Origin of the sequence: Bacillus sp. F2HM, from assembly GCF_019266135.1 — a bacterium.
In the GTDB taxonomy this organism is placed as follows: Bacteria; Bacillota; Bacilli; order Bacillales; family Bacillaceae; genus Bacillus; species Bacillus safensis.
In genome coordinates this window covers 1-19,361 of the sequence record NZ_LRMO01000010.1, presented here as the reverse complement: position 1 = coordinate 19,361, position 19,361 = coordinate 1, and the positions used below count along the sequence as shown (strand labels likewise).

The following is a 19,361-nucleotide window of genomic DNA, read 5'->3' as shown; positions in this document are numbered from 1 at the left end:
GTACACGTCCTTTTTAGTTAGAATTCTTTAAAGCTTCCCAGTTTTTTGCAAAGTAATCCCAGCCTGAGACAACAGTGAAGAACACCGCTACCCACATCGCTAGATCACCAAACGGGAATGATACAAGTTCAAACGGCAGGTTATGCAGTAAAAGTGCTGAAATCGCAATGATCTGCGCCCATGTCTTCACCTTTCCAAGCATATTCGCTGCCACTACTTCACCGCCTCCGGCTAATACAAGCCTTAGACCTGTTACAGCAAATTCACGGCTGATGATCACAATCGCCATCCATGCCGGTGTGAGGTTGTATTGAACAAGTATAATTAAAGCAGCTGAAACAAGCAATTTATCTGCAAGCGGATCTAAAAATTTACCAAAGTTCGTCACTAAATTAAGCTTACGTGCGTAGTATCCATCAATCCAGTCAGTTGTTGAAGCGACAATAAACAGGATCGCTCCAACAAGGTGCGTCACTTCGATGCTGACGTCGCCAAAGCGCGCAACACCCCAATCTAGCGGTGCAAGCATAATAATCATAAAAACAGGGATCAAGGCGATCCTAGAAAGGGTTATTTTATTCGGTAAGTTAAACATGAAATCCAATCCTCCAATAATGCAATTTTTTTATGTATATAATAGTAGGAACAAAAGAAAAGTCATCTACTTGCTTAAGATGACTTTTCCTTTCCTTTATTCACAATCACAATGTTTTGTGTCATGGTGTTCTTAGGGTCTAATTCGTACTTAAGTGTCTCGTCATTTACCTTGATATCAATTCCAGACGCATTGCCTAGACGGATATCGACCTGAGAAAGATCAGACAGGTCTGTTTTAAACGATTCGCCATCTTTTAGTTCGCCCATCTTCAACACTTTTCCAGATTCGTCTCTTACACGCAGCCATGAAGCTTGCGAGGCAGAAATTTTTAACTCCATTTCGTCTGCACCTGATACTTCATACGTTGTTGTCGAGCCTTCTGTATTCGTCGCCTTTAAAGATACAGTTTCATCGTCTTTTGATGAATCATCTTTTTTAGATGATTTTTCTTTATCATCTGACGAAGCTTTTTCTTTTTTCTTTTGATCTTTTGCAAGAGATGAATCCTCAGATACTTCATATTTAGATTCTGATTGCTGAGGGGCCGCCTGATTATTCTTCTGTCCGCTATCATGATTGACCGCCTGCACGATCACATAAATGATGGCGATGACCACAATGATGCCTCCAATAATTAAAATTGTCGGCAATAGTTCAAGCACTTTCGAGGCAGGCTTTGGCAGCTCTCTTTGCGGCTTAATATTCGATAATTTATCAGATACTTCATCATTATACGTGCTTGGAACATCTTTACGAAATTCTTCGAACAATTGTTCAGGATTCAGTCCAACGGCTTCGGCATATTGTTTAATAAACGCTCTGACGTAAAATTTACCTGGAATAATATCATAGTTTCCTTGTTCGATTGCTAGCAAATAGCGCTTTTGGATCTTGGTCACCGCCATCAGATCCTCCAGCGACATCCCTTTTTCCTCTCTGGCCTCAACGAGCCGTTTTCCCAATTCAGTCAAAACAAACACCTACCATTACCATATTAAAAATCGAAGCCAGAAAAACCAGAATGATCAAACACTTGTGGTTCTTCAGCGTGTTCATATGTAATCTCTTCGTCTGCGCTATTCCGCAATTCAATGATATAGTCGAAATCATCCATTGTATATTCTGAATTTTGAATAAAGATGTCTGGATGCTCGACCACCTTCGTTGCCGGCAGTCTCATAATTTCCCTTAAAAGCTGCAAATGCTTCTCAGAACCTCTTCTTGTCGACACAATCCCATCAATAATAAAGACGTTATCTGGGCTGTATTCATCTGCGATCAGCTGACTTCGGATCGTCTGTTTCAAAAGAGTTGATGATACAAACAGCCATCTCTTGCTGGCACAAACACTTGAAGCCACAATTGATTCTGTTTTTCCGACACGCGGCATTCCGCGAATCCCAATCAATTTATGTCCTTCTTTTTTAAAGAGTTCAGCCATAAAATCAACAAGAAGACCGAGCTCGTCTCTTTCAAAACGGAACGTCTTTTTGTCATCGGCATCACGCTGTATGTATCTTCCATGACGAACAGCTAAGCGGTCACGAAGCTTCGGCTGTCTTAATTTCGTTACTTTTATCGTTTCCATTGTATTTAAAATTGATTCAAGCCGCTTAATTTGATCTGTGTGGTCACAGCGTAAAAGCATTCCGCGTCTTGATACATCAACACCATTGATTGTCACAATATTAATTGAAAGCATCCCCATTAGAGAAGAAATGTCTCCTAAAAGTCCGGGACGGTTTACCTGTATCTCATATTCAAAATACCATTCGAGCTTTGCCAAATGATATTACCCCCTTCATTGTGGCAAATTTTTACCTTCCTTTATCATAAAGCATTTTCACATTTTTAGAAAGCACAATGTTGTCAAACGGTTAAAATAAAAAGAGAGGCACAAACGACCTCTCTTTTTGTTTAGTGCGAGCTATTATTTTCAACTAGCTTGACCATCATATTTGCAATGGCACGCTGCTCATCTTCTGATGCAACGCTCCAAAGGTCAGCAAGTACTCTTTCCTGCTCGTTCTTTGCGTCAACTTCGTTAGCTAGATATCCGCCAATTTCATACGCAAGGTTATTGATGGTCTCATCTTCTAAACCTTTATCCTGCGCATGATTTAAGCGATCACCTAAAAAGTTTTTCCAATGGTCCCAGTTCTCAAGTACAGACATGTCTATTCCTCCATTCGAAAAGATGAATTACAGCCATAGCTTTTGTCATGGAGAGACGAATTATACACGTTTTTTAACAGTACCAGCCGCCATTGACAGATAAAATTTGACCTGTGATATAACTTGACTGTTTTGAGGCGAGAAACCAAATGACATCTGCAACTTCCTCAGGGGATGCAAGCCGGCCAAGCGGAATTTCTTCTTCCAGCATTGTGATGTCTTCCTGCGTAAAACGATTCATCATGTCTGTTTTGACAGCACCTGGCGAGACAGCATTTGCTCTAATTCCACTTGGAGCAAGCTCTTTTGCTAATCCTTTGATAAACGCATTTTGCGCACCTTTGACCATGCTGTACAGCACTTCACACGATGCTCCCGTTTCTCCCCATATCGAGCTGACCGCAATGATATGGCCTGCTTTCTTTCGAATCATGGCGGGTAAAAGGGATTGGGTAAGCTCATATGGACTTGTGACATGAAGCTGCACCATACTGGCTAATACGTCTTTTTCTGTGTCTGTCACCAATCCGACATGGCTTCTGCCGCTATTTAAAACAAGAATATCTGGACAGAGCGGCAGACGGCTGACAAGCTCATCTGCTCCGCCCGTTTTAGATAAATCTGCTTGAACAACGTGCGTTTGAATGGAATATGCCTCATCCAAATGAGCGGCGAGGCGCATAGCTGCCTGTTCATTTTTATGATAATGGAGCATCACATGGCAGCCTTCTTGGGCAAGCTTTTTCGCTGCTGCCTGCCCAATCCCGCCACTGGCACCTGTTATCAGCGCCCAACGACTCATCACATTGATTCCTTCTTTCTATATAGAATACCTATTCTTTTCGTTTAAATGGGAACCAGTTGGCTGATCCGAACAATTTCACCATCACAGGTACGAACAATGGTAGCACAACGAGTGCGTACAGTAAAAGTCCTGTGAGGACAAGTGTTGCAATCTGCAAGAGAGACAGCACACCTGATGGAAGCATGGCGGCAAATGTTCCTGCCAAAATAACAGCAGCAGACATAATGACAGACCCCATATTTTTCATTGATTCAGTCATGGCAAACTGGATGTCTTTTGTTTTGTATTCATTGAACCGCTCCATTAAGAAAATCGAATAATCGACTCCGAGCGCCATTAATATGACAAATCCAAAGAATGGTACAGCCCAGTTAATGCCTGGATATCCGAAGAAATGGGTGAAAATAAATTCTGTTACACCGATTGCTGTAAAGTAAGTCAATATGAGTGAACCTACCAAGTAAAGCGGCATGACAAGCGAACGGAACAAGATCACCAAAATAAGGAAAATACCAATCATCATATAAAGCACTGTCTTATTGAAATCTTGGTCTGACAGTTGTTTCAGATCAGCATTCATACTTGAGACACCTGAGACGCCAAATGAAGCATCTTTTAGGTTTGTTTCAGGAAGTGCCCGCTCGACAGAAGCTTCCACTTGTTTAATCGTCGACAAGGCGTCATTTCCATATGGATTTTTCTCTAAAATGACATCAATCTTTGTCATCTTGCGATCATCTGACATGTACGAATCAAATACTTGCTTGAATGCTTTATTTTTCAAGACGTCTTTTGGAATAAACCAGCCGGCCATGTCTTGATCTGGTGCATTTTTCAGTTCGTCTAAGTAGTCGCCTGCACCCATTAAGCCGCTCGAAATTTTCTCCAGTCCATTTACACTTTTGTTCAGGCCATCTGTCAGCTTGGTCAGTTTATCCCCAAAGCCGCCAATCTTTTCTTTCATTTGCTTTTGGCCATTCATGATGTCGCCCGCTCCATTTGCAAGCTTTGGCATATTGTCGGCTAATTGTCCTTGACCTTTAGACGTTCGATCCAGTCCATTTTCAACTGCATCTAAGCCAGCAATGAGTTCATCGATTTGATTCGTCAAGACTTTTTGCTGCTCAGAAGCTTTTGCGATAAAGGCATCAGCTGCTTCAAGCTGCTTTCTAGCTTCTTTCGCTTGTTTGGCATAGCTGTCTGCCTGTTTCGCCCCTTCTTGTAAGGTCGCAGAAAGTTCATTGTACGAAGCTTTAATGGCTTGATACGATTGATTTTCTTTTACCTGCGGGATTTGCTTTTCAAGGGTACTAAATTGTGTATTTGCTTGTTTGATTAACGCTTTTACATCTGCTGCGGCAGAGGATGACGTATCCACTTGCGCTAATGCTGCCTTTAATTCTTTGGAAATGCTTTTATATAGTGAAACTTGCTGATTCACTTGTGCGACTTGAGCCATTAATTCCTTTTTTGCACCTTTGATTTCATCTTTAATGGCTGCTACACCTTTTTTATTTTGGTCGATGCCGTTTTGCAATTTTCTTAAGGATTTTTCAACATTTTGAATCCCTGTTTGCACAGATTCTGTACCAGAAATCAATTTGTTAATGCCTTTTCCTGATGATTTGATTTGCGGTGTTTGATCCTCAATGGATTGACTCATTTTCGTCAGTGCATCTTGGATGTTTTTCAAGCCCTCATTGCTTTTATCAAGTCCTGTGTTCAGTTCTTTAGCTTGTGATTTCACGTACAGATCACTCAGCCCTTTACCGACAGGACGGGTGGCACTTCTCACTTTACTGACCCCATCTGTTTGTTCAATTGCACGGCTGAGTTTTTCGATGGCAATCAGCCCTTCATTGTTGTCTAAAAGGTCAGATGATTTCACGACCACTGTTGCCGGAAGTGCTTCACCCGGTCCAAACTTATCAGAAATGGTATTGAATGCGTTAACCGATTCGTATTTATTACCAATTTCATCTAAGCTGTTATAAGAAAGAGTTCCTTTATACATGAGAATTGGCGGAAGCGTAATGATTCCTACAATTAATAAGCTGAAAAGCGGTTTCTTAAATGAAAAACGGCCTGCTGTTTCCCACATTTTTGACTGCGGATGGGCAATATCACCTTTAATCGGCCAAAATAACACCTTTCCTAAAACTGCCATAAAGAACGGCACAATCGTGAGAAGAGCCACAATGAGCACAGCAACCCCAACTGCTACTGCAACAGCTGATTTATAAAGCTGGAATTGTGCCAGACCAATACATGTAAAGCCGATCAGCACTGCAATTCCGCTGAATAAGACGGTCTTTCCTGCTGTTTTATACGTAATCAGAATCGCTTCAATTTTATCTTTACCATGTGCGATCTCTTCCTTAAAGCGGCTGAGAAGCAGTATGCAGTAGTCCGTTCCAATTCCAAACATGATCGCGACCATAAAGATCTGAGTAAAGGTCGAGAGCGGAAAGTCTACATATTTCACTAAATAAGCCACGATTGATTGACTCACCAAGTAAGACAGTGCCACTGCGACTAACGGAACGAAAGGCGCCACAGCTGACCTAAAAACAAGAATTAGGACAACGAGAATAAACCCAATCGTAATGAATTCTGTTTTCTTCAGGCCTTCCTGCGAACTTGTGATAACATCATCATCAATTAACGGCTGCCCTGTCATTTCAAATTTCAGGTTTAAGCTTTTCAGCTTTTCATTGACTCTTTCTTTAAAATCGGACGCTTTGATTTTGTTTGAGTCATATGTAACTGGAACAAGGAGTGTCGTTTGATCTTTAGAGAGCATTTGTTTTTTGATATCTTTATTGGCTTCAAAGTAAGAAGTGATGTCCTCTATGTGGAGATCTTGATCTTTTTCTAAAATATTCATTGCCTTTTTTAAAGATGTTTCTCTTTCTTTCACAATGTTCTTTTCTTGAAAGACAATGACGATTGATTTTTCTGTATCGCCGTTTTCAGACATTTTCTTTAATAACTGATTGGCATATGAGGACGGATAGCCGTCTGGTACAGAAATTTGCCCCTTTTCTTTTGTTAATTGCGCCATATTAGGAGCGGTGATGAGTAACACTGCCGCTAATACGATCCACAGGATCGTGATCAGCCATCTACCCTTTATGATTGCTCTCATTAGTACTTTGTGCCTCCTCTTCGATGATCACTTGATAGATCTTTTCATATGTTTGAATAAATGATTCCATTTCTTTTTCTTCAAGCTTTTCAAAATAAGATCGAACTAGGTCTTGAAGCTGCTTTTCCATTCGGCTGACCACTTCTTTGCCCTCTGGCGTGACGTACAGGTGAACATTCCTTCTGTCAGCTTGATCATGTTCACGAAAAATATAGTTTTTCGTAAAAAGACGATTAGTCATGGATGTTACAGCACTTTTGTTTACATTACATACATAAGCCAGGTCCGTTGAGGTACACCCCGGATGTAAATTGATGTATCGAAGCGAGTAATATTGATCAAGCGTCAGCTCTTTATCAAGCTTTTCGGTGATCATACTCGATACTTTTTTCTCCATCATGAGATAGACATCTGCATACCTCTGGATGAGCTGGGCAATTTTATTTTGTTCCATACGCTGCTCCTTTTTAGTTTAAGTGTTTAACTATTAAAGAGTTTAACTAACGAACAAAACAATTGTCAATGAATATCCTCGCAAATAAAGCGGCTTTTTCAATGAACATAAAAAAGACAAACTCTGCAGATATGAGTTTGTCTTTTTAAAATTTATTTTGTTTTTGGGACGACTTTGAAAACGGACATCCGTTCTTCATCAATTTCTTCATCTAAAATTTGCTGAATATCAGCTAATTGAATTTGTTCCAGCATTGTGACGACATCAAATAAGCTCATATCTAAGAATGCATATCGAGTAAATTGGTTCGCAATATATTCTGGAGAATTCATGGCTTTTAAAAAGCTGCCGATTTTTTTCTTGCGCGCGAGTTCAATTTTCTCTTCTGTCATGAGGCTTTTTGCTTGAAGAAGGGTTTCTTTTAATACCTTTGCAAGTTGATCAGGATCATTTGTATCCCCGCCAACTGAAGTGAAGCCAAAGCCGCCCTCTTCTGTATAATCGTAGCTGAATGTTTCATCAATTAAGCCTTTTTCATACATCTGTTCATATTGTAAGGAGCTTTTGCCAAACAGCGTCTCTAAAATGAGGTTCATCCCAAGCTCATGCTTTAGCAGCTGATTTCCTTTTTTATGCGGATTCTTTGTTTTCAAACCGAACATACATTTAGAGCCTTGTACGTTCATTGGAAGTTCGTATTCTTTCCGGTACACACCTTCAGGCTCATTGATGTCTTTTCTTTTGATCTCTGGCTGGTCTGTAAATGGCTTTTTCGCCTGATTCGCTCTGACTTGATCTAAAATTTGCTTCGGATCAACAGGCCCGACGACGAATAGAAGCATATTGCTCGGATGATAGAACGTTTCATAACATTCATACAAATGATCTTTTGTAATAGGGGCAATGCTCTCTACTGTTCCAGCAATATCTATTCTCACAGGATGCTCTTGATATAAATTTTCAATCAGACCAAAGAATAAACGCCAGTCCGGATTGTCATCATACATGTTAATTTCTTGACCAATGATGCCCTTTTCTTTTTCGACTGTTTTTTCAGTAAAATAAGGCTCTTGAACAAAATCAATGAGTGTCTCAAGGTTTTGTTCGACATTTGAGGTGCTTGAGAATAAATAAGCCGTTCTCGTAAACGTTGTAAAAGCGTTTGCGGATGCTCCCTGTTTACTAAATGTATGAAACACGTCTCCATCTTCTTTTTCAAACAGCTTATGCTCTAAGAAATGGGCAATTCCGTCAGGCACTCGAATCATGTCTTCTTTTCCAAGCGGCACAAATTCGTTATCGACAGAGCCATATTTTGTTGTAAAGGTCGCATAGGTTTTGTTAAACCCTTGCTTTGGCAGCACATAGACGTCAAGTCCGCTTTCCATTTTTTCGTGATAGACCGTTTCTTGCAGCTGATCGAATTGAATTGTTTTCACTGTCATGAAGCACCCTCCGTTCCTTTAAGAAAATAGGTCGTATCCCATTCGATTTTCTGACCCACTTTGATGATGTCCTCTTTTGTCACTCGGTCTAATGCTTCTAAAAAGGAATCAAGGGTTTCCCCAGTTGGCACAACGGCATGCTGATACAAATATTCTGCTGTTCCATAAGACGTATCGATCGTTTCAAGTAGCTGGTTTTTGACGACTGCTTTTGTTTGATCAATTGCTTCATCTGAAAAATCACCTTTTTGCATCGCTTCAAATTGTTCTTTGATGATGTCCACTGCCTGCTGGTAGTTGCCGACTTCAATTCCTGACATGACCATCATCAAGCCTTTAAAGCTCTCAAGTCTAGACACAGCGTAGTAAGCAAGACTTGCCTTTTCCCGAACATTAATGAATAGCTTAGAATGCGAGAAACCGCCGAATATGCCATTAAACAAATGCAGTGCCGGATAATCTTTATCTGCAATCGTTGTATGTGTGCGAAAGCCGATATTCAGCTTGCCTTGTTTTACGTCCTCTTCATCAATGACTTCTTTTGGTTCATTTTGAGCTCTTGCTGATTTAGGCAGCTTTTTGACTGGTTCTCTTTCACTTGTTTTAAAGTATTGGGAAACCATACGGCTAATGTCTTGTTCGTCAACATCTCCGACAACATAAAGATCAAGCTGGTTTGATTGAAGCGCATGCTCATAAGCTTCAAAGAGCGCGTGAGCTGTAATTGCGTCAATGTCTTCCATTTCACCATTGACGTGCAGTGCATATGGTTCACCTTTACACATTTCCTGCACGAGTCTTAAGTTCGAATAACGCATTTTGTCATCATAAACTGCCTGAATTCGCTGTTTTAATGTGCGTTTTTCTTGATCTACATATAATTGACTAAACACCCCTTCTTCAACATACGGGTGGAATAATAGGTCAGATAGTAAGGCAATCCCTTTTTCTAGTAAAGGGGTTTGATCCTTTAAATATTTTTCATTCGCCATTTCCAAGCGGAAGGTAATGATATGATTCTCACCTTTTTTTGCCATGTCTGCCGAAACGGTTGCTCCATAGAGCTCATCAAAATAGGCACGCAGTGCTCCTGTTTTCGGCATCTTTTCTGTTCCTCTTAACAGCACATGCGGGAAAAGAGAACGCATGGTGACGTCATCTTTGGATAGCGGTGCAAGCATTTTAAAAAGGATTGTCACGGTTTTAAATTTTTCTGTTTTGACAATATGAGTATGAAGACCCGGTGTGTCCAGTGTCTTCTCTTGTAAGTACGTCATGAGAAACCTCCTTTGTTCATCCTATTTATTATGTATTAGAACATAGCTGATATATACGTGAAACAGCCATTTAATAGACATTATATCAATCAGAGGAAAGGATAGGAAATAAAAACGCCTCTGCTCATAGCAGAGACGCCAGTCGTTATTTCATTCTAAACGGCCACCAATTCCATTTACCAAAAATACGAACCATGACCGGAATAAAGAGGGGCAATACAACAAAAGCATATAATAAAAGTCCAATGAGTACGACTGTTGCAATTTCAACAAGCGATAATACTCCTGATGGCAGCATAGCAGCGAACGTACCTGCTAAAATGGCCACTGCAGAAATAATAACAGAACCCATATTTCTCATCGCTGATATCATCGATGCTTGTACATGCTCTCCCTTCCATTCATTAAAACGATCCATGAGGAAGATAGAATAATCGATGCCGAGCGTCACAAGAATGACAAAGCTGAAAAATGGAACAGCCCAGCTGACACCATCGTAGCCAAAAAATGTTTTAAAGATCCATTCTGTTAACCCGATTGATGTAAAATACGTTAAAATCAGTGAAAGTGTTAAGTATATTGGCATGACGATTGACCGTAATAAAATAATTAAAATAATAAAAATACCAATTAACATGAAGATAACAGTTCGAATAAAGTCACCGTCAGACGTTTCTTTTAAGTCCACATTTAAGCTTGAGATACCAGATACACCGTATTTGGCATTTTTGAGTCCACTTACAGGTAAATATTGATCGAGGGTTTCCTCAATTTTCGCGACACCTTTCATCGCTTCATTACTGTATGGATTCACATTTAAGATGACTTCAAAAGTCGTTAATTTACGATCTGGAGACATATACGTATGAAAGATTTGCTTAAATTCTTGGCGTTTCAGCACTTCTTCCGGAATAAACCAGCCCGTTATTTCTTCATCTGGCGCTTGCTGAAGCTGCTTTAAGTAGCCGTCAGCCTCGGTGAAGCCGCTTTTGACCTGCTCAAGCCCTTCAATACTTTCATCTAATCCATCTGTTAATAATGTAAGTTTTGATGAAAGCTGGCTAAATCCTTTTTTGATGGCTTTTTGGCCGTCTGTCAGCTGATCTGCACCATCTTCAATTTTAGGCATTTCTTTAATCAATTGTTTTTGGCCCTCATTTGTTTGGTCAAGACCGTCATAAATTTGATCAAGCCCATCCATGAGTGCTTGCACTTGTCGTTTTACTTCTTTTTGCTTGCTTGATAAGGTTTGAATCACTTGATCTGCCTGCTCGATCTTTTGCTTAAAGTGAGAGGCTTCCTCTTCATATACACTCATTTGATCCCCTGCTTGATCAAGCATTCCTTTTGTTTCTTTGAATACCTTCTTGATTTCTTTATATTCTTCCATGTCTTTTACTTCTGGAAGACGATTTTCTAGTGCTTCAAATGATAGATTTTCATAAGATTTCTTTACTTTCTTAATGGTTGTCATCAGCTGCTGATTCGATTTCGCATGGCGTTCTAGTGTTTTCACCACTTGCTCTAGCTCTTGAATCATCGTTTCGCTGCTGCGATATTCTTGCTCTAATTCTTTTTTCGCTTCTTTGATTTTACTTCGAATCGTGCCGACGCCTTCTTTACTGCGCCTCACCCCATCTTCTAAAGAGATAAGGGATTCCCTGACTTCTCCGATACCGCTTTTGATTGCTTTCGTTCCATCAATTAGCTTGTCAATGCCTTGAGCGGATTCTTCAATTTTTGGTTTTTGTTTGAGAAGGGCCAGATTTGTTTCGGTCAAACCATCAGAAATTTTCCCGATTCCTTCATGTCCTTTGCCAAGTTCTCCTCCTAGCTCTTTCGCTTGAGAGGTGACATAAAGCTGGCTCAGCCCGTCTCCAACAGGGCGCGTGACACTACGGACTGTTTTGACTTCGTCAATGTCATTTAATTTACGGGTCAGTTTTTCAATGATCACAATCTTTTCTTGATTATCTAGCTTATTGTCACTTTCGACTAGCACATTCAGCGGCAGCGCTTCACCAAAGCCAAATTGCTCTGATATCGTATTAAATGCAGACACCGACTCATACTTATTCCCAATTTCATTTAAACTGTTATAAGATAGGGTGCCGTCGTACATCAGAATAGGAGGCACCGTAATAAGAGCGACTAAACCTAAGCTGATCAGCGGCCTTCTAAATGAAAAGCGCCCAGCCCATTCCCACATTTTACTTTGCGGGTGCCGGATGTTTTCTCTTTTAGATGGCCAGAATAGAGATTTTCCGAAAACAGACATAAAAAAGGGAACAATGGTGACAAGGGCAATCAGCAGAACGCCCACTCCAACGGCAACACTAACGGCTGATTGATACAATTGGAATTTAGCAAAGCCAATACTTGAGAAGCCGACTAACACGGCTAAGCCGCTGAAAAATACCGTCTTCCCTGCACATTGATACGTGATGATAATCGACTCTTTGACATCACGGCCTTGACCGATCTCCTCTTTAAAACGGCTTAACAGCAGGATGCAATAATCCGTTCCGATACCGAACATAATGGCTACCATAAAAATCTGAGTAAAATTAGATAGAGGAAATTGTGTATATTCTACGAGAAAAGCCACAATACACCGGCTGACAGCGTAAGAAATGCCTATCGTAATGAGCGGAACAACAGGTGCCAATATCGATCTGAAAACAATAATTAAAATAAAGAAAATAAAAATCATCGTGATAAGTTCAGTTTTCTTCAGACCTTGTTGAGAGCTTTGAATGACATCTGAATCCACAAACTTTTGACCCGTTATTTCATATGAGACATGATAGGGCTTTAAAACTTCCTCAATTTGTTCTTTAATCTTCACAGCTTTTGTTTCGTAGTGGTCGAATTTGAATGGAACAAGAAGTGTACTTTTATCCTTTGATAAAAGTTGTTTTTGAATGTCCGGATCTACATGAAAATACGAAGTAATTCCGTCAATGTGGAGTTCTGGGGCATTTGACATGAGTGCAGCTAAAGCCTTTTTTAATTCCTGCTCTTTCGCAGGGAACAGATGTTGTTCGGAGAATACAAGCACACCTGTATCTTTTTTCCCGTTCTTATCTGACAGCTTATCCAATAGGTGAAGTGCCTCAGCTGTTGGTGTCCCCTCCGGAACCTTTAATTGCCCTTTTTCTCTTGTTAATTCCTCTAAATCGGGCGCAGTAATAAACAGAATCACAGCTGTTATCATCCACACCACTAATACAATCCATCTTGCTTTAATTATTTGCAACATAGCTGCTCCAAGCTCCTTCTACTTCTTCAATCAATTTGCTGTATTTGAGCGTGTCTGAAGTGCTGACTGCGTCTCCTTCAAATGGCAGGATGACCTATTCAATTGTCCTTTCGTGTTGAAGAAGCATATCTCCATCATCAGCACGCGAGCTCAATTTCTGCCTAAAGAAAGACAGAAAATGAATGTTTTTGAACACCTCCAATTTGGGATAATTTAAAAGATATTACTATACATTAGTTTAACTATCAAAATTTTACATGTCAATTTATAAAAAAGAAAAAAGATGGCAAAATACCATCTTTTTTCTATATTTAAACCGTTTTTAATTGTTCACTCTCATCCTCTTCATCTGGCTGGATGAAAAAGAGGACCAAAAATAGTGAAATGAGACTGCAAATGGTCGAGAGAATAAAGACTATGGAGTCCCCTTTATCCATTAGATAGGCAAAAATCGGAGGTCCTAAAGCAACACCGATAAAACGCATACTGCTATAAAATGACGTAATGGTACCGCACTGCTCTTTTTCAATTCCTTCTGTAATCAGCGCATCAAGTGCAGGCAGCACAATACCGATGCCCACTCCGCCAATGCTTAAACAGATAAACAATACGAAAAAGCTGTGATTCCACCATAAAAAAATATAAGAAAGTGATAACAAAGCCATCCCTACGATTAAAAAGATTCTCATTTTTCCTTTTTCTTTTCCAATCGTTTTTCCAGCAATGTAGGAACTGATTGATAGAAAAAGGAGCGGAATACTCAGCAGGAGCCCTTTTTTGACGCCCTTTATTTGATAAGCCGCCTCTAGGTTATCGGATAAGTAAAAAAGCACACCAAAAAGAAGAAACATAATAAAACCGCCAATAGCAAAAATGGCATAAAGCCAGCGTCCCTCATGCTTAAAAATGGTCTTTGTTGATTTTAAAAATTCTTTAAATGTAGGCGGGTCCTCCTCTTTTTTCGCCGACTCTACCATGAACAGTACCATGAGAAAGCTGATGATCGAAAAGAACGGAATGAACCAAAACGGCACAAACCAAAACCATGAAGCAAGAAGTGCCCCAATAATTGGGCTTAGTACCTTTCCTGCTGTGTTAGAGGTTTCAATGGCGCCAAGTCCTGCACTTACCTCTTCATCATCATGAAACAAATCTCCTATGAATGGCATAACGACAGGTGCCGCTCCAGCTGAACCAACACCTTGAAGGACCCTGCCAAACAGAATCCACATATACGGTTCTTTCATGATCGTTGAGGCGACTGCCGCCACAGCCCCTCCAAGTCCAGCGATTAAAAGACACGGCAGCAGTACCTTTTTTCGCCCAATCCGGTCTGATAAGTAACCAGCAATTGGAATACATAAGATTGCTACAACCGAATATACCGTAATAATGAGAGAGACTTGAAAGGAAGTGATCGAGAGTTTCTTTTCTATCTCTGGCAATACTGGTATTAACATCGAGTTCCCTAGTGTCATGATTAGAGGCACTGATGATAATGCAATGATATTCTTTTTACTGACTGTTTTCTCGCCCAACATCATTCACCCAATTCTATATACTGTTACGTATTAGTGTGGCAAGTTTGACGAGTATTATGTATGGGCAAACAAAAAGCAGCCGCCTATGGAAGCGACTGCTTATTAAAATCGTTTGCGTATGACATGAAAGCTGAATTTATCCGCTCGAAAATAATTGAGGGAGTATAAGACCGGCTGATCATCTTGATCATAGTGCATTTGTTTCAGTAATAATAACGCCGTTTCAGGGTCACAATCTAGAATCGGTGAGATTTGATCGTGATAGCCAATTGGTTCGATGTCAGCAACTGCATATTTAATCCCGTTGTGCGGTTCTCTTCCAAACAGCTCAAAAAGAGACTCTTCTTCATGTGTAAAAGAAGCGGGAAGATGTTTGACTGGAATTTTATCTAAACAATAAACAACTGGCTGTCCATCTGCCGTTCGAACGCGTTCCATTGAAAAAATCCCATCAGATTCATCACATTGAAAACGAATGATATCATTCTCTGTTGGCTCCCCTTCTTGCGAGGATAAAAAGATGGTACCAGGCGTCATATTGACCTGCTCAATCATTTTCGTGACACTTGTCAGCTGTTCTATGCCTGTCGAAAAAAGTGGTCTTGAATTGACGAAAGTTCCCACACCATGCCTTCTAATTAAATACTTCTCTTCTTCTAGTATACGAAGGGCTTCACGCAGTGTCGCTCTGCTCACACCTAAAAGCTTTGAGAGCTCAAACTCCGAAGGCAGCTTTTCTTTTTCGGCATATACACCTGTTTGAATATCTTCTTTAATACGGTCAATCACTTTCAAATATAAATGGCGATTGTCTGTTTTGGTCGACATGTTTTCCCTCCGTCTAATCAATGCAAATGATAAGATGAGAAATCTCTATTCCGAGATAAGTTGAACATAACTATATCATGTTTTTGCAAATAAATAAATAGTCTGACATCCAGTTAACATAATCATACTATCGTTTACTATTTTTCAGGAAAGCTCTCTTCAACTTATGAAGAGAGCTCGTCATATTGTTCTTTTGAGAGGAGAACCTCTCTCGGTTTACTGCCTTCATATGGGCCTACAACGCCTCGCTCTTCCATTGCGTCAATGAGACGTGCAGCCCGGGTATAACCGATGCGGAATCTTCTTTGCAGCATAGAAACAGAAGCCGTCTGCATGCCGATGATCAATTCAACAGCTTCATCATATAGATCATCTTCCACAGCCGCAAGCTGATCCTGCGTTTCTTCGCTTGGAATCATTTCCTCTTGGTATTGTGCTTTTTGCTGTGTGATCACATGATCAACAACATGTTCCACTTCTTCATCTGATAAAAAGGCGCCTTGCACACGAACCGGCTTGTTTGCACCAACAGGTAAAAACAGCATGTCCCCTCTGCCCAGCAGCTTTTCTGCGCCCCCCATATCAAGGATCGTCCTTGAATCTGTTTGTGAGGATACGCTAAAGGCAATGCGGGACGGGATGTTGGCTTTAATGACACCTGTAATGACATCGACAGAAGGTCTTTGTGTAGCGATAATCAAATGAATGCCCGCAGCACGAGCCATTTGAGAAAGTCTTGTAATAGAATCTTCCACATCAGAGGAAGCGACCATCATTAAATCTGCCAGCTCATCTACAATGACAACAATATAAGGTAGTTCTGGCTGTTTAGCTTCTTCTGTTTGATTCATTCGTTTAATGTAATCATTGTAGCCTTCAATATTTCTTGTCCCCGTATGAGAAAACAATTCATAGCGGCGTTCCATTTCGCTGACTACTTTTTTAAGTGCCTGCGAGGCTTTCTTAGGATCTGTTACGACAGGAGCCAAAAGATGCGGAATGCCGTTATATACATTTAGTTCAACCATCTTTGGATCAATCATCATCATTTTCACTTCATGGGGCTTCGCTCTCATGAGAATGCTTGTGATAATACCATTAATACACACACTTTTCCCGCTTCCAGTCGAACCTGCTACAAGCAAATGCGGCATTTTGTTCATTTCAGCAAGCACAGCTTCACCCGAAATATTGCGACCTAGTCCAATGAGGAGCTTAGCATTTGGGCGGTCATTTTGCTTCGATTCTAATACCTCTTTTAATGAAACCATGGCAATTTCTGCATTCGGAACTTCAATCCCGATGGCTGATTTACCAGGAATCGGCGCCTCAATTCGAATGTCCTTTGCCGCAAGGGCAAGGGCTAAATCATCACTTAGATTGACGATCTTGCTGACCTTCACGCCGACATCTGGATATACTTCATATTTGGTCACAGCTGGACCTAAATGAACCTGGGTGACTTTTGCTTTAACACCAAAGCTTTGAAAGGTTTTTTCAAGCTTTCTTGCATTTTCATATATATTTTTCTTATCTGTTTGCTGACCTGAATGCTGGGGCTCTGCCAAAATATCAAGTGATGGCAAAACGTAATCTTTGTTTTCAAGTTCAGTAAACGTCATCGGCGGCGCCTCTTTTGGTTCATCGGCTGTTTCTGATTGAACTGCTGCACTTTGCGCAGACTCTTGAAGAGGATCTGTTTCTTTTGCCGCCTGCTTTTTTTGAACCGGCGGTGTGAGAATATCATCCCTGTCTGCGAAGCTTGAAATAATTGGCTGGCTATTATCAGAAGACGGCGTTTCCTCTTCGATCACGATCAGATCATCCTCGTCTTCTTCTTGAATGCGTGAACGTTTTTTCTTTTCACTTGTTTTTTGAGAGGACGCGGTCTTTTTCGCCTGCCTGATTCCTTTCATATCTTCAACAAACGCTTTCCACTGCTTCACCATAAATTGTGATACAGGAATCGTCACTTTTTTCACCATTTCCTGAAGGGATCGGTTTGTAATCAGGACGATTCCAATCAGCATGAGAACAACCGCCATAATTTGCGAGCCTGCTTGTGCAAATAAGAAATAAGAAGCAGCAAACAAGACGGCGCCGATCATGCCGCCCCCTAAATCAGGCGACCCTGTTTCACCTTTCATATCCATCAAGAAGAGCTCAAATGTATTTCTAATCACACTTTGAGAGCCAATGACACCAGCAGATGAAAGATGCTGAAATAGCTTCACATGTGACAAAAGCAAGATACTCGCAATGATGCAGTAGAGACCTGCTTTTCTTCTTGTCAAAATATCTGGGATTTGTTTTTTCCAGAAAATCGTCACACCAAAAAGAAATAATCCGATAAGGCAGAGAATGAACCATTCACCTGCAAAGAATCGGAATAGATGTACAAAGGTTTGTCCAACAACGCCTAGCTGTAAAATGGCAATGATCGCGATGGCAATACAGACTAACCCATTTAGTTCATATTTCAGTTTTAGCTGTTTATTTTGTTTTTTTCTCGTTTTCCGTTTTCTCTTTTTAGCCATACTCATCACCTTACTACGAAAGAAAATATAACCTACCGAAAGATCAGAAAGAAAGCAGCCTGGTTTTGGCTGCATCTTGTTGTAAGTTTTCCCTTTATTATAGCATAGAATCATTCATATGAGTCGGTTTGATTGGTGCCTAAATGTAACTTCAATCGCTTGCCTGGTGCAAGCTCTTGATTGAGAAAATCCATTGGGTTGGTGCTCATGACTTGAACGATTTCTGCTTCATCTTCTTTCATTTCAACCATCACAGGCACACCTTGAATGTTTACTTGCTGGAGTTTACGTTCTCCCTGTTCTTCAGCATAAATGGCTTCATATGGCATAGGCGTATATAAAATCATTGGATCAGCCCCTCGTTTTGAGATGCCCTGTCTCCGATAAGTTCATTCAACTTTTTAATCGCTTGTCCTACGCCGCCCACTTCATTCATGAGTCCGTATTCCGCTGCCTCATGACCAACGACATTTGTTCCGATGTCTCTTGTCAAATTGCCTTTTGAGAACATGAGCTCTTTAAACTTCTCTTCTGTAATGTTGGAGTGGCTTGTGACAAAGTTAATGACTCTTTCCTGCATTTTGTCTAAGTATTCAAAGGTTTGCGGAACACCAATCACAAGACCTGTTAACCGCACAGGATGAATCGTCATTGTGGCTGTTTCTGCAATATACGAATAGTCACACGATACAGCAATTGGGACACCTATGGAGTGGCCGCCGCCAAGCACAATCGAGACAGTTGGCTTCGATAAAGAAGCAAGCATTTCTGCAATCGCAAGTCCCGCTTCAACATCTCCTCCTACTGTATTTAAGATGATCAAAAGGCCCTCTATTTTAGGGTTTTGTTCAACTGCTACGATTTGTGGAATGACATGTTCGTATTTGGTTGTTTTATTTTGCGGTGGAAGCTGCATGTGGCCTTCAATTTGTCCAATAATGGTGAGGCAATGGATATTTGTATCTTGCGGCAGCTGTGGAACGGCTGTTTCACCAAGCTGCTGTATTTTGCTCATAATGCTATCTTTTTCTTCTGGCTTTCGCTCAGGCTGCTGTTCATTTTTTTCGTCCATTTGTCTCCATCCTTTCCTCAAACTCTTCTCCTATTATGAACAAGTAGGCCATATTCAATCCGCATTCCTCACGCTACATCAAAAAAGCCCAAAGAGCTTATGCTCCTTGGGCTTAGCGTGTAGACAAACCCTCGCATTCGCCCGCAGTCCTACGCTTCGGTGCTCACGAATGTCAAATTCGCTCCGCTCCGGTGCCCGTCCTTTCTAGACTGCAAAGGT

15 protein-coding genes are annotated in these 19,361 nt (G+C 40.7%); all 15 read right to left on the bottom strand.

Translation table 11 applies throughout. The annotated features are described in order from the left end of the window. Positions 1-13 precede the first annotated feature (13 nt). Entirely contained in the window at positions 14-595 is a 582-nt protein-coding gene (pgsA, locus tag AWT60_RS06865) for a CDP-diacylglycerol--glycerol-3-phosphate 3-phosphatidyltransferase (protein ID WP_008358030.1), read from the bottom strand. Between the two features lie 74 nt (positions 596-669). Continuing rightward, positions 670-1,569 (bottom strand): helix-turn-helix domain-containing protein, encoded by a 900-nt coding sequence (locus AWT60_RS06860; protein ID WP_218677072.1) that lies wholly within the window; start codon positions 1,567-1,569, stop codon positions 670-672. A gap of 23 nt (positions 1,570-1,592) precedes the next feature. Next, the gene (locus AWT60_RS06855; RefSeq protein ID WP_003211480.1) at positions 1,593-2,384 is read right to left on the bottom strand and encodes a DUF3388 domain-containing protein; all 792 of its coding nucleotides are present in this window, start codon (positions 2,382-2,384) and stop codon (positions 1,593-1,595) included. Positions 2,385-2,515: 131 nt separating this feature from the next. Further along, entirely contained in the window at positions 2,516-2,773 is a 258-nt protein-coding gene (locus tag AWT60_RS06850) for a DUF3243 domain-containing protein (protein ID WP_056766502.1), read from the bottom strand. A gap of 73 nt (positions 2,774-2,846) precedes the next feature. Continuing rightward, a complete protein-coding gene (gene ymfI, locus AWT60_RS06845; RefSeq protein ID WP_056766499.1) occupies positions 2,847-3,575 on the bottom strand; it encodes an elongation factor P 5-aminopentanone reductase in 729 nt (242 codons plus the stop codon). A 31-nt stretch (positions 3,576-3,606) separates the two neighbouring features. Further along, complete coding sequence (locus AWT60_RS06840) at positions 3,607-6,726, bottom strand: MMPL family transporter (protein WP_218677071.1); 3,120 nt, start codon at positions 6,724-6,726, stop codon at positions 3,607-3,609. Next, positions 6,704-7,180 carry a MarR family winged helix-turn-helix transcriptional regulator gene (locus AWT60_RS06835; protein ID WP_218677070.1) on the bottom strand — a complete coding sequence of 159 codons (477 nt, stop codon included), beginning with the start codon at positions 7,178-7,180 and terminating at the stop codon, positions 6,704-6,706. Before AWT60_RS06835 ends, AWT60_RS06840 begins: the two co-directional genes overlap by 23 nt. Before the next feature lie 152 nt (positions 7,181-7,332). Continuing rightward, positions 7,333-8,625 carry an EF-P 5-aminopentanol modification-associated protein YfmH gene (yfmH, locus tag AWT60_RS06830; protein ID WP_025092606.1) on the bottom strand — a complete coding sequence of 431 codons (1,293 nt, stop codon included), beginning with the start codon at positions 8,623-8,625 and terminating at the stop codon, positions 7,333-7,335. After that, the gene (gene yfmF, locus AWT60_RS06825) at positions 8,622-9,902 is read right to left on the bottom strand and encodes an EF-P 5-aminopentanol modification-associated protein YfmF (RefSeq protein WP_163115129.1); all 1,281 of its coding nucleotides are present in this window, start codon (positions 9,900-9,902) and stop codon (positions 8,622-8,624) included. Before yfmF ends, yfmH begins: the two co-directional genes overlap by 4 nt. A 145-nt stretch (positions 9,903-10,047) precedes the next feature. Continuing rightward, the gene (locus AWT60_RS06820) at positions 10,048-13,164 is read right to left on the bottom strand and encodes an MMPL family transporter (protein WP_218677069.1); all 3,117 of its coding nucleotides are present in this window, start codon (positions 13,162-13,164) and stop codon (positions 10,048-10,050) included. 311 nt (positions 13,165-13,475) lie between these two features. Further along, positions 13,476-14,705, bottom strand: a complete 1,230-nt coding sequence (bcbE, locus tag AWT60_RS06815) for a bacillibactin exporter BcbE (RefSeq protein WP_239500382.1) — start codon at positions 14,703-14,705, stop codon at positions 13,476-13,478. Between the two features lie 102 nt (positions 14,706-14,807). Next, positions 14,808-15,533, bottom strand: a complete 726-nt coding sequence (locus AWT60_RS06810) for a GntR family transcriptional regulator (RefSeq protein WP_095408538.1) — start codon at positions 15,531-15,533, stop codon at positions 14,808-14,810. A gap of 164 nt (positions 15,534-15,697) precedes the next feature. Continuing rightward, complete coding sequence (locus tag AWT60_RS06805; RefSeq protein ID WP_218677068.1) at positions 15,698-18,070, bottom strand: FtsK/SpoIIIE family DNA translocase; 2,373 nt, start codon at positions 18,068-18,070, stop codon at positions 15,698-15,700. Between the two features lie 110 nt (positions 18,071-18,180). Continuing rightward, positions 18,181-18,417: a YlzJ-like family protein gene (locus AWT60_RS06800; RefSeq protein WP_008344712.1), complete on the bottom strand. Its 237-nt coding sequence runs from the start codon at positions 18,415-18,417 to the stop codon at positions 18,181-18,183. Then, positions 18,414-19,142, bottom strand: coding sequence for a ClpP family protease (locus tag AWT60_RS06795; protein ID WP_024424124.1), 729 nt, complete (start codon positions 19,140-19,142; stop codon positions 18,414-18,416). The genes AWT60_RS06800 and AWT60_RS06795 overlap by 4 nt, the downstream gene beginning before the upstream one ends. Positions 19,143-19,361 lie beyond the last annotated feature (219 nt).